Here is a 12,731-nt window from a genome sequence, read left to right as displayed (position 1 = left end):
CGTAGCCTTCTCACCTGCAAATCATAGCATCCCTTTGTTAACAGTGTATCATGACGGGAATGTGGAAACCTATCGAATCGCCTGAGGTTCGAATGAATTTTAAAAATCTGAAATGCTATATCGATATTTGTGTCATCTGTATTAATTTATATTAATAGTTATCAATATATATTGACATAAGATTGAATTTGAGTATAAAATGACGCTACAAATGATACGTATCAGTGAAACTGTATCTATATTTTGATACAGAAGTCATTTGTGTCTGAAGCGGTTTTTTTTCAAGGCGATTGTAAGCGCTATCTTTCGCATCGCGCGACGAAAGCGAGCGTTGCAATAAAAACACGAGTATAGGCTGAAGAAATTGTCTTGAATGGGAGGATGAACAGAATGAATCGAAAGAGCTTGTTGAAGCGGACGCTGCCGTTAGCGTTGTCGCTATCTCTGGTAGGCGCGGGACTCGCAGGGGCGGCCCCCGCACCGCAAACTGCTGTACAGCAAGACGGAGATTGGGGTAAGCTTCGAACTATGATATCCAAATACTATGGCGAATGGACGGATACTTCCTACGAGGGGTTATTCGTCTCAACGATGCCCAAGACAGCTTTATTAGGGAATGGCGATGTTGGCGTAACTTCCGGCGGAGACGCCGAATCAAAAACCTTTTATATTTCGAAGGGGGATTTCTGGGCGTATAGAGGATCTCCGATGCCAATTGGCGGCGTTACGATTCAGAAGAAACCGAGTGGTACGCAAGCGTCCGACCCGCAGACGACATCGCTCGCTTATCAAAAACCGGTAACCTCAAGCGCTGATCATCCGGGATTTTCTGCTGAGCGTGTTGTGAACGGACAGTGGGGCGGCGGCTACGAAGGCTGGGTCTCGCCGGTAGGCAATCCGCAGTGGGTGGCAGTTGATTTGGGGGCAGAGACAACCTTCAACCGGTTCGTCGTGCGTCATGATGCAGCTGCGCGGCCTAACGAAACGGCTAATATTACGCAAAGCTTTAAACTGCAGACAAGTGCTGACGGTTCCAACTGGACGGATACGTATACGGTGACCGGAAATCATGATGCAATCACGGATATTACGCTTCCTCTTCCTGTGACGGCAAGGTATGCGCGACTGTACATTATGAAAGGTACGCAGGAGACGACGTCGGATTCGGTACAAAATCCGAGGGCCCGGATCGGTCAGTTCGAATTGTACAACAATCCGGACTTGGTTGATCAGCAGAATACGCCGGAGCAGCCGGAAGAGCCGGCATCTCTCACTTTGAACAAAACGGCTGCGGCAAGCGGATCGCACTACACGCTGACTCCTGACCGGGCGGTCAATGGAGCGTGGAGTCCTAATTCCGGCTATGAAGGCTGGACTAGCGGCTATTATGGCGACGGTCAGCCTGGGCCTTGGTGGCTGGAGGTCGATTTGGGCGAAGCAAAAGCCTTTAACCGTTTCGTCGTTCAGCATGACGGAGCGGCAAGGCCGGATCAATCCGCCAACAATACGAAGGACTTCGAGCTGCAAACGAGAAATACGGCGGACGAAGAGTGGCAGACCGCTTATCGGGTGGAAGGCAACACAAGCGCCACGACGGACATCAGACTAGAAGAGCCGGTCACGGCAAGGTATGCCCGGCTTTACATTACAACCGGAACGCAAGGAACGACTGATGATTCGGCGCTCTATCCAAGAGCTCGAATTGGCCAATTCGAATTGTTTAATGAAGAGCCGGACACAGGCGGTGAAGTGCCGCAGCAACCGGAAGGAAATTCCAAGGTTTATGATCTTGGCGGCAGCTTCGATCTATCCCGGTACGTCGTCCGACTCGGACATGCTTCATCGATTGAGGTGGAAGCAAGCGGGGACGGTCTGACATGGGAGACAATCGGAGGGCAAATCAGCAGCAATGGCAAGAAACTGGTAGATGTAACGACTGATTCTTTCACAGCACGTTACATTCGGGTGACGGCGGATACGGCTTCAACGATTCTGCAGCTGTCCGCATTTGAAACACCGGGATTAAATCGTTTTAAGCCGGAAGGAAAGCTGCATGAAATCCAGAACATTCTGGATGCTGAAGTACAGACTGAGACGGAGATCGGCGGAGCTCCTCTGTCTATGAAGACGTGGACTTCGGCAACGGAGAACGTCATTGTTACCGAATTGACGTCGCAAGGCGCAGCACCAGTTGCTTTGCAAGCTCAGTTATGGGCGAAGTCTGGAAATGCCCAGCTTCCGGTTACGGCAACTAGCGATGGCAGCAGCGCTACTGTCACCCGCCAGACGACAATTGACAGCAGAGATGAGGGGGATGCGAATGCGCACGTCTCCAAGGCGGCGATGACAATGAAAGTAATCGGCGCAGATGGCGCTGCTGTCAGCTCGGATACAGATAAGGCAACAGGCACGTTTGAGTTTGCGCTTGAGCCCGGCCAGACCGTCTATCTTGTAACGGCTGTCGGAGGCGGAGGACGCACCTACAATAGTGAAGGCACGCTGCTGCAAGCTGCGGAACCGGAGGTTCAAGCTTCTGGCCTGCTTCACGATATTGCCGGTTTGGCCGATATAGAGTCGCTGCACGGCCAGCATCTGGATTGGTGGAAAAACTTCTGGCTAACCTCTTACATTAGCATGGATACTACCGATTCGAAGCTGGACACGCTGATGAAATACTATTATGCCGCGCAATATGTACTCGGCAGCAGCATTCGCGAGGATAAGGTCGCTCCCGGCCTATACAGCATATGGCATACGACAGACGGCTCGCAGTGGAGCTCGGACTATCATATGAATTACAACTTTATTTCTACCTTCTATGGCGTTAACTCCAGCAACCGGGCGTGGATGGGACTTCCCGCAATTGATGCGATTCTAGATTACGCTGGTGAAGGGGAGAAAAACGCGGCTTCAACGGAGCATTTGCTGAATATCGGCGAAGGCGCGCATGGCGAGCAGGTGCGTCATTTCGTAGAAGCCAAGATTGCCAAGGGCGATATTGATGCAACGAATGGCATACCGAACGCTTTGCTTTATCCGGTAAGCATTGGCCCGTGGGGGATGAAGCTGGAGAGAGGCTATAGCTACTACGGGCAGCTGCTCGACGCGATTTTCAGCACTTATACTTTGATTGAGTACTACGACTATACGCAAGACGAGAGCTTCCTTCCCGTCATGTACGATTACTTGAAGCAATGTCTTGCCCTGTATGAAGCATGGCTGGAGAAGGAGAATGGCAAATATGTGCTTTATAGCGCGTATAACGAAGGGTCTTGGGGCAGAAACTCGGCGGTAGAGCTGTCCGTACTCAAAAACACGCTGTCCCACGCGATAAAAGCAAGCTCTAAATTGAACATCGATGCGGACAAACGCCAGCAATGGCAAACGATACTCGATAATCTTGCTCCGCAGCCAACGGCCAATTATGCAGGCAAGACGATCTTCTCGCTGGCGGAGAAGCATTGGAACAATAACCAATGGGAGGATCTTGCAAGACCAATCCCTTGGGATGGCAATATTCTTCCGATGGAAAATGTTGTACCGGGTGATCAAATGGGCTACTACTCGCCGGAGACCGACTTGCAGGTCGCTCACAATACGATATCGGTGTTTGTGGATGAAGCGATTGGCGGCGGGAAAAATGGCGCTTGGAGCCAGTACAACAACTTCCCGAAAATTTTCGCCAATGCGGTGAAGGTAAGATATCCGGCGCAGGAAATCGTCGACAATTTCGCGCTGACGATTGAAGAGCAGATGCAGCAAAACTTGACGATCAAAGATGATTCTGACTTCCACGGTGCCGAGAAAAGCGGTGCTACGGAAGCGATTAACAGCATGATGCTTCTCAGCAATCTGGGCGTCATGAAGGTATTCCCGAACTGGCTTAAAGAAAGGGATGCGGAGTTTAAAAATCTTCGCGCCAAAGGAGCCTTCGTCGTATCCTCTGCCTATCGGGCGGATACACAGTCCGTTGAGTATGTCGATCTAACGAGTGAAGTCGGTCAGCCGGTTACGATCGCTTCGCCTTGGGCGAGCGGAATTGTCGTGAAAGACGCAAACGGCAGCATCATTCCGGCAGCAGCCGGCACGGCGCCTAACCATGCCGAAGAAGTCACGTATACCTTCAATACGACGAAGGGCATGAAGTATCATATCGTTGCTGCGGGAAATGATTCCGGCGGCGGTCCGGGAGGTTCAAGCGGTCCGGGAACGGGTAACGGCAATGGCAATGGTAATGGTAATGGCAGCAATTCTGGAGGCCCTGCAACCTGGGGGCGAAAATGGTGCTGTAAAAGCGCCAGAGCCAACTGTCGACGCGGCAGGACTGGCAACAACGAGCATTGATGCAGCTGCCTTCCAGAAGGCTGCAGATGCATCTAAGCTGATTCGCATTGAAGTACCAGCTAAATCCGGAGCTAAAGGCTATGCTGTGCAATTGCCGGCAGCAGCTTTTGCCGCTGGAGCAGCTGCCAGAAGCATAGAACTGGTCACGAAGGCAGGAACTATTCGGGTTACCTCCGATATGCTTAAGGGAGAAGTGCCGTCCGGCAGCCAGCATGTGACGCTAATCTTGAGCAATGCGGATAAAACGGCCATGGATGCTTCCGTACAGTCTGATATCGGCAGCAGGCCTGCTGTGAAGCTTAGCATCCAAGTGGATGGGGCTGCTACAACTTGGAGTAATCTGGCTTCTCCGATTACCGTATCGATTCCCTATGTTCCGGCTGCCGCGGAGCTGGCAGACGCCGAGCATATCGTCGTATGGCAAATCGACGGGGCAGGCAAACGGCATGTTATCCCGACAGGGAAGTATGATCCGGCGACAGGTACTGTAACGTTCAAGACGACAGTGGCGGGCACCTTTGCAGTAGGCTATGTTCATAAAAGCTTTAATGACATTAACGAATATGGCTGGGCCCAGAAGGCCATCGAAGTGATGGCTTCCAAAGGGGTTATTAACGGGGTGTCGGGGGATCATTATGTGCCTGCGGCACCAGTCAAACGGGCAGATTTCATTTTACTGCTCGTGAGAGCGCTTGGTTTAAGCGGCGATGCAGCATCCGGCGGTTCTTTCTCTGACGTTCCATCCGATGCCTATTATGCAAATGCTGTAGCTGTCGCCAAAAAGCTGGGCATCGTAGCGGGTGTGGGCAACGGTCAATTCAATCCGGAGCAATCCATCTCGAGACAGGATATGATGGTTATGATTGATCTGGCTATGACTGCTGCAGAGCATAGCTTGGAGCGCGGATCGGCAGCCGATTTGGCCGTCTTCAAGGATCAGGACCATGTAGCTTCGTATGCTGCGCAAAGTGCAGCCACGCTTGTGAAGAGCGGCATTGTCCAAGGTTCCGGCGAGGGAATCAATCCTCTCGGCATAGCCACGAGAGCAGAAGCGGCCGTACTGATCTATCGGATTTATAATGCTGTAAAATGAATCGGGCAGGCTTCTTTTCATTGACGATTTAATTTGATACAATGACCACAACGTTTGAGTTTTAAGGGGATGTCACTTATGAACTGCTAATACCAGTTCACAAGTGACATCCTTTTCTATTCCTTTGAATGGGGACAATCGGTCGGCAAACTGCAAAGGATAAGTCGTAAAGTCAGTAGCGGATGGAAGAGAGAAACGCTATTCTATATAAATTAACGCCGGATAGACACGGACGAACGGTAAATGGAGGAGACAAATGCGAAAGAGGCTGTTGGAGCTGCCATGGAATTCGCTTAGATTCAAGCTTGTGCTGGGCCTGCTGGGCGTTACGGTTCCGCTTATTGTTCTTCTTCTGGTTAACAGTCAATACAGCATCAATGTCGTACACAAGCAGGTAGCATTGTCTAATCAGAACCTGATATCCGTCTATATGAATCTCCTTGACGGACAGCTTGCCGAAGCTGAACGGCATATCGCCGGACTGGCATTTGCGGAGACGAGTGTCCAGCAGATGAACGCTCCAAGAACAGAGGATGAATATATGCTGGCGAAGAGCGGCGTATCCAGGCGATTGAGTGCTGATCTGTCGCTGTATCCTGCTATGGATGGTTTTTATGTCTATTCATTGGTGAAGGATGATGTTGTGGACGCCTACCGGCCCTCTATGTCGTTCGAGAGTCTATCCCAATTACGGGGTATCTTTATGTCGGCAATACGCGATCTTGAAGAGCGGCCTTCGCAGCGCACTAGCGGATGGAGGACGATTCAGGATGGAGACGATGCCTACCTGTTCCGTCTTATTAAAGACGGGAATTTATATATTGGCGCGTGGTCGAAGGCAAGCAAGCTGCTGGGACCGCTGGATTCGGTTCAAACCGGACCGTCTGGCGCGGTGCTTCTTGTAAATGGGGAAGGGGAGAAGCTCGCCGCAACACGGAAGCTGGATGCGAAGGGATTGAACTTCAAGAACGATTTTAGCCGCTATTACTTATCTGGAGAAAAGAAAGATTTTCTCGTAGTCGGAGAGAAATCGGGCAGGGGAGAGATGGCTCTTGTTGCGGTTATGTCGGACAAGACGCTGCTGCAAAGCTTGCCTTACTTGAATAAAGCGGCTTCGCTAGTCGTGCTGATCGCACTGTTCATGCTTCCTTTAAGCTACTGGCTGCTGCGTAAAGTGCTGCTGCTTCCCCTTTGGCGTATCGTGTCAGCGATGCGGAGAACCGGAGATGGAAATTTTAATTTTCGTATGGAAACGGGATCGGCTGCAGATGAATTTCGTCTCGTTAACGAAACCTTTAACCGGATGGTTTCACAGATTGAGGAGCTGAAAATTCATGTTTATGAGGAGCAGCTCAGCAAGCAAAGGGTTGAGCTGAAGCAGCTGCAGCTTCAAATTAATCCGCATTTTTTTATGAATACACTAAATATCTTGTACACACTGGCCCAGCACAAACGATTTGAGTTGATTCAAGAGCTGACGATGCATCTCGTTCATTATTTCCGGTATTTGTTCCAGAGCAATCACCCGCTTGTACTGCTTAAGGATGAATTAGCGCATGTCCGTAATTATTTGAACATACAGCGCTTGCGGTTCCCTCATTATTTGAACGTGAATATTCAAGTGCCTGATTATTTGGGAAATACGCCGATTCCGCCTCTTATGCTGCAGACCGTCGTTGAAAATTCGATTAAACATGCGTTGAAGACGGATAAGCCGATTACGCTCTCCATTGAAGCGGATGTAGACGATCTGGCAGAGGTGCCGATGGTATGCCTTGTGATTAGTGATAATGGCGAAGGCTATTCGGAGGAAGCGCTGGAAGCTGTCCGTTCAGGAAAACGGCTTGTGGACGATAATGGCGAGCATATTGGCTTATGGAACGTACGCGAGCGTCTCCGGCTTCAGTATGGAGATCTGGCGTGGCTGGAATGTTACAACGATGACCCTCAAGGTGCAGTTACGGAAATTACAGTGCCATTAAACCCTGTACCGGAAGAAAAGGAGATGAGTTCCCATGCGCCGCTTGCTGATAACAGACGATGAATTCATTACCGCAGAAGGAATCAAGCATGCTGTTGACTGGACGAAACTGGGCATCTCTCATGTGTTCACGGCATACAACGCTTCGCAAGCGAAGGAGATATTTGGCCGTGAGCCGATCGACATTCTGCTCTGCGACATTGAGATGCCGCAAGGCAACGGATTGCAGCTGCTGGAGTGGGTACGGGAGCATCATCCTGCTGCCGAGACGATCTTCCTGACCTGTCATGCTGACTTTCACTATGCCAAGCAGGCCATTCAACTGGGCAGCTTTGACTACCTGCTGAAGCCGGTGCTGTATGCTGATTTGGAAGCTGTTGTAAAGCGTGCCTTGCAAAAAATTGATGAAAACCGGCGCTTGAATGAATTCAGTCAGTTCGGAAAGTATTGGATGCAGCATCAGCCGCTGCTCATCGAGCGGTTCTGGCTCGATATATTGAAGCAGTCGATCCCGAGTGATCCGCGCGAGGTGGCGAGAGTTGCGGAGGAACGCAATATTCCCTACTCGGAGGACATGTGCTTTCTGCCGATTCTGATTCATATTCGCCGCTGGCATAAATCCTATTCACTACGCGATGTGAAGATTATGGAGTATGCAATCAGGAAATCGGCGGAGGAGATGGTCGTCGCAAGACCGGAGAGCGGGCTGGTTATCTCTGTCGGAGACGGATTTCTATTAGTACTGCTGAATGGAGAAGACATTCAGCCCGAATCCGCTTCGTTGTATGAGCTTAGTGAAACGTATATTAGAGCTTGCCGCGATTACTTTGCTTGCGATGTTTCCTGTTACATTGGCGATCATGTGCGCGGGCATGAGACGGCGGCTATGTACGGCAGGCTGCTGGCACTTGACGCTAACAATGTTGCTTATGACAGTAAAGTGTTCCGGCTTGGGCAGGAACAAGTCCCGGCTCTCGCCTCCCAGCAGCCGATGCTGGATATGACCGTATGGGCAGCGATGCTCGAAGGAGGCTCAATAGAGAAGGTGCTGGCAGAAGCAGAGGCTTACATCGAGCGGCGAATTCATTCCGGCGAGCTGACGCCGGAGTCGCTGAATCCTTTTCTGCAGGATGTACAGCAGACGGTGTATTATGTACTCCAAGTAAAGGGGATTCAGGCGCATCAGCTGTTCGGTGATCGCCATTCCATGGAATTGAGTGCACGAGCGACCCGTTCGGCAACCGATGCGCTGCTATGGCTCAAGCATCTGATCAGCACTTCTATGACATTCGCAGCCGATGTGGAGCATTCTCCCAACGTTGTAGATAAAGCGATTGCGTATATTCACCAGCATCTGTCGGATGTCATTTCCCGTGAGGAGATTGCCAGCCACGTATTTCTGAACCCGGATTATTTAACACGTCTTTTCAAAAAACAGACCGGACTTTCGATTTCGGAGTATGTACTGAAGCATCGGCTTAACATTGCAGCAGAGCTGCTGGGCAGCACAGACATGTCGATCAGCGCAATTGCGTCAAAGATCGGTTATGGGAATTTCTCGCACTTCTCCCGAATGTTCAAGAAGTATATGAACATGAATCCGCTTGAGTACCGGCAGGAACAGCAGGACAGAAGGAAGTCCAAAAGTCGGGAAAGTGGCAGTGAGAGGTCGTAAATGGAGCAGTTAGGTACGCCTGATCTTTCTACAATGGGATTAGGCTTTACTATTGCATCCTAATTAAAGGCGGGGGAATTACAATGAAGAAAGTTCGTTTTACAGCGTTAGTTATGCTGCTTGCCTGTTCAATGGCTTTGGCAGCCTGCGGAAGCAGCAATGGCGGGACAAAAAACGGCGGCCAAGCTTCGAATGCGCCGGAGAGCAAGATTGAGGAGCTGACAGTGGCTTTCCCGATGGTCTCATCGGCACAGCAGGACATTCAGCTTGTTGAAGACGCAGTGAATAAGATTACAGAGCAAAAAATTCAAGCGCGGGTCAAATTTATGCCAATCAGTGCAGGGGAATGGCAGCAGCAGACCAACCTGCTGTTCACAAGCAATGAGAAGCTGGATTTGATGTTCGTCAACGGAAGCTTGTACAGCGGTATGGTAGCTAAAGGCCAGCTGATTCCTATTGATGAGCTGATCTCCAAATACGGCGGCGGCATCACTAAAGCTCTTGGCGATTATCTTCAGGTTGCGCGGTTAAAGGATGGAATCTATGCTGTGCCAACGATTCGTGATCTGGCGACCAGCTACGGAATCACCTTCCGCAAGGATTTGGCAGACAAGTACAGCATCGATGTTAGCAAGCTGAATACGATGGAAGATATTGAACATGCGTTCAAGACGATTAAGGACGGAGAAGGCGGCGATTTCACACCGCTTATTCCTTCCGGAGTCGGCGCAACGTATCTGGAGAACTATTTGACCTATGATCGTCTTGGTGACGGCATCGGTATTCTTCCGGACTATGACAACGGCTTGAAGATTGTTAATTTGTATGAGACCGATACGTACAAAGAGCAGCTGAAGCGTATCCGGGACTGGTATTTGAAAGGCTATATTATGAAGGATTCTGCAACGAACAAGCTGTCGACGTTCGAATTGCTGAGAGGCGGCAAAGGCTTTGCTTATTTCGCAGCGCTGAAGCCTGGCTTTGAAGAGCAGGAATCGCAGGCTTCGGGCGTTCAGGTCGTTACGAAGGAATTGCTGTCGCCGATCGCGACAACAAGTACGGTTACTGGCGCAATGTGGGGCATCCCTGTCAATACGAAGCTGGAAGGCAAGGCTATGGAATTCCTCAATCTGATGTATGAAGATAAAGATATTATCAATCTGTTCGATTGGGGCATTGAGGGCAAGCACTATGTGAAGGTGCCAGGAGAAGACAATGTTATCGACTACCCGGAGGGTGTAACTGCACAGACAACAGGCTATAATATGCCGCTTGGCTGGCTCTTCGGCAACCAGTTCTTGTCGTACGTGATGAAGGGTAAAGATGCGGATATTTGGAACAAGATGGATGCCTTTAATAAAAATGCGGCACATTCCAAAGCGCTCGGATTCAGCTTTGACGCTGCTCCGGTAAAAACAGAGTATGCTGCGGTCACGAACGTCATTACGCAATACAAGCTTGCGCTGGAGACGGGAAGCGTTGATCCGGACAAGGTGCTTCCTGATTTTATTAACAAGCTGAAGTCTGCAGGTATTGATAAGATTATTCAAGAAAAGCAAAAGCAGTTGGACGCCTGGGTGCAAGCCGGCGGCAGCAAGTAAGACGATATCTATATGTGAATCCGGCCAACCCCGTTGGCCGGATTTTTTTGTGTCCCTCTTTCGGTTGCCAATGGCGTTCGAGTAGTCGGGAAAACGCATGACAGAGGTCGGATTGGCGGTAGTGGCGACCCTCTGCTATTCGCTAACATAAAGGAAGAACGCGGCGATCACAAGCCGTACAGAAAGGGGAGAATGCCGTGAGCGCACTTACGCAAAGCAGAAAGCGGATGAAAATTTGGCGGTATTGGCCGCTGTACCTGATGATGTTACCGGGATTGGCATACATGGTACTCAACAATTATTTGCCGATGTTTGGCCTGTCAATCGCCTTTAAGGATATTGATTACCGCAAGGGCATCTGGGCAAGTGATTGGATCGGTTTTAGAAACTTTGAATTTTTGTTCAAAACAGAGGATGCCTTCATTATTACGAGAAACACGCTGCTGTACAATGGAGCCTTTATCGTATTGGGGCTCGGCATTGCTGTAGTGATTGCGATTCTGCTGAACGAGATTCGCAACAAGTTTGCAGCGAGATTGTATCAGAGCCTGATTATTTTACCATTCCTGATCTCCATTATTCTGGTCAGCTACCTCGTCTACGCGATGCTGAGCATCGATACCGGCTTCGTGAACAAGACCTTGCTTCCGATGCTCGGCATCGATTCGATTTCCTGGTATAGCGAACCGAAATATTGGCCGTACATCTTGACGTTTATTCACTTATGGAAGGGAGCGGGTTACTCCTGTATCGTCTTCCTGGCCGCAATCATTGGCATCGATCCGGAGTATTATGAGGCTGCAAGGCTGGACGGAGCCTCCAAGTGGATGCAGATTCGCACTATTACGCTGCCTATGATTACACCGGTCATCACGATGCTGGCGCTGCTGGGTGTCGGGCGCATTTTCTACTCCGACTTCGGACTGTTCTATCAAGTGCCAATGAACTCGGGAGCGCTCTACGAGACGACAAACGTTATTGATACCTACGTCTTCCGCGGCCTTCTGCAATTAGGCGATGTCGGCATGTCGTCCGCAGCCGGATTCTATCAATCGATTGTGGGCTTCATTCTGGTGCTTGGCGCCAATGCAATTGTTCGGAAATTCAACAAAGAAAATGCCTTGTTCTAAAGGAGTGATGATTGTGGATAAAGAAAATCGAGCATGGCAATGGGCATCCCATACCATAATGATCGCGTTGTCCTTGCTGTGTGTATTGCCGTTTATCCTTCTCTTTATGGCGTCTATCACAGACGAGAAGGCTATCGTCTCGGAAGGCTACTCGTTTTTTCCTACGCAGTTCAGCTTTCAGGCTTACAAGTATTTATGGATGCAGGCAGATCAGATACTGCGGGCTTATGGTATTACGGTTATCGTGACCGTCATCGGCACTGCGTGCAGCCTGTTTATCACTTCTCTTCTCGCTTATCCGTTGTCCCGCAAAGATATGCCGGGCGGGCAAGCGATAGCATTCATCGTCTTTTTCACCATGCTGTTTAATGGCGGCCTGGTACCGACCTACATGGTGTACACTCAGCTGCTTGATGTGAAAAACACGCTATTTGCTCTGATTGTGCCTTGGCTGCTGATGAACGGCTTCAACGTGCTGCTGATGCGGACCTTCTTCAAAACAACGATTCCGGTCGCCGTGCTGGAATCCGCAAGCATTGACGGCGCGGGGGAATTCAAGACGTATTTCCGAATCGTCATGCCGCTGTCGCTGCCTATTCTGGCTACCGTAGGTATGTTCCAAGGGCTTGCTTATTGGAATGATTGGAATAATGGCCTGGTCTTCGTCACGAAGCCCCATCTGTTCAGCCTTCAGAACATGTTGAACCGGATTATGAGTGATATCCAGTTTCTGAGCGCGAACAGCAATGGCAGCGTTAGCGAAAGCCTGTCGCAGATGCCGAGCGAGACTTTCCGTATGGCCATTGCAGTTATCGGTGTAGTGCCAATTTTGGCTGCATATCCGTTTTTCCAAAAGTATTTTGTCAAAGGGATGACAATCGGTGCTGTTAAGGGCTGATTTCTGTAT

General features: G+C 50.1%; 7 protein-coding genes. All 7 read left to right on the top strand.

Annotated elements, in window-relative coordinates; translation table 11 throughout:
* Positions 1–390: 390 nt before the first annotated feature.
* Positions 391–4,344 carry a discoidin domain-containing protein gene (locus tag TY10_RS17510; protein WP_042166144.1) on the top strand — a complete coding sequence of 1,318 codons (3,954 nt, stop codon included), beginning with the start codon at positions 391–393 and terminating at the stop codon, positions 4,342–4,344.
* Positions 4,229–5,437, top strand: a complete 1,209-nt coding sequence (locus TY10_RS31685; protein ID WP_238327750.1) for an S-layer homology domain-containing protein — start codon at positions 4,229–4,231, stop codon at positions 5,435–5,437. The genes TY10_RS17510 and TY10_RS31685 overlap by 116 nt, the downstream gene beginning before the upstream one ends.
* A gap of 256 nt (positions 5,438–5,693) precedes the next feature.
* A complete protein-coding gene (locus TY10_RS17500) occupies positions 5,694–7,481 on the top strand; it encodes a sensor histidine kinase (protein WP_052350609.1) in 1,788 nt (595 codons plus the stop codon).
* A complete protein-coding gene (locus TY10_RS17495; RefSeq protein ID WP_042166141.1) occupies positions 7,453–9,093 on the top strand; it encodes a helix-turn-helix domain-containing protein in 1,641 nt (546 codons plus the stop codon). The genes TY10_RS17500 and TY10_RS17495 overlap by 29 nt, the downstream gene beginning before the upstream one ends.
* An 83-nt stretch (positions 9,094–9,176) precedes the next feature.
* A complete protein-coding gene (locus TY10_RS17490; protein WP_042166139.1) occupies positions 9,177–10,694 on the top strand; it encodes an ABC transporter substrate-binding protein in 1,518 nt (505 codons plus the stop codon).
* 227 nt (positions 10,695–10,921) lie between these two features.
* Complete coding sequence (locus TY10_RS17485) at positions 10,922–11,824, top strand: ABC transporter permease (protein ID WP_042166211.1); 903 nt, start codon at positions 10,922–10,924, stop codon at positions 11,822–11,824.
* A gap of 13 nt (positions 11,825–11,837) precedes the next feature.
* Positions 11,838–12,722, top strand: coding sequence for a carbohydrate ABC transporter permease (locus TY10_RS17480; RefSeq protein WP_081735336.1), 885 nt, complete (start codon positions 11,838–11,840; stop codon positions 12,720–12,722).
* Positions 12,723–12,731 lie beyond the last annotated feature (9 nt).

It is taken from the genome of Paenibacillus gorillae (genome assembly GCF_000513275.1).
GTDB lineage: Bacteria > Bacillota > Bacilli > Paenibacillales > Paenibacillaceae > Pristimantibacillus > Pristimantibacillus gorillae.
The sequence above is the reverse complement of the archived record's forward strand: the minus strand, read 5'-3'. Positions and strand labels throughout refer to the sequence as shown.

What these genes read in the sequence shown, in the direction of transcription:
- TY10_RS17510 (WP_042166144.1), top strand. Translation starts at nt 391, where the DNA reads ATGAATCGAAAGAGCTTGTTGAAGCGGACGCTGCCGTTAGCGTTGTCG.
- TY10_RS17485 (WP_042166211.1), top strand. Translation starts at nt 10,922, where the DNA reads ATGAAAATTTGGCGGTATTGGCCGCTGTACCTGATGATGTTACCGGGA.
- TY10_RS31685 (WP_238327750.1), top strand. Translation starts at nt 4,229, where the DNA reads ATGGTAATGGTAATGGCAGCAATTCTGGAGGCCCTGCAACCTGGGGGC.
- TY10_RS17500 (WP_052350609.1), top strand. Translation starts at nt 5,694, where the DNA reads ATGCGAAAGAGGCTGTTGGAGCTGCCATGGAATTCGCTTAGATTCAAG.
- TY10_RS17490 (WP_042166139.1), top strand. Translation starts at nt 9,177, where the DNA reads ATGAAGAAAGTTCGTTTTACAGCGTTAGTTATGCTGCTTGCCTGTTCA.
- TY10_RS17495 (WP_042166141.1), top strand. Translation starts at nt 7,453, where the DNA reads ATGCGCCGCTTGCTGATAACAGACGATGAATTCATTACCGCAGAAGGA.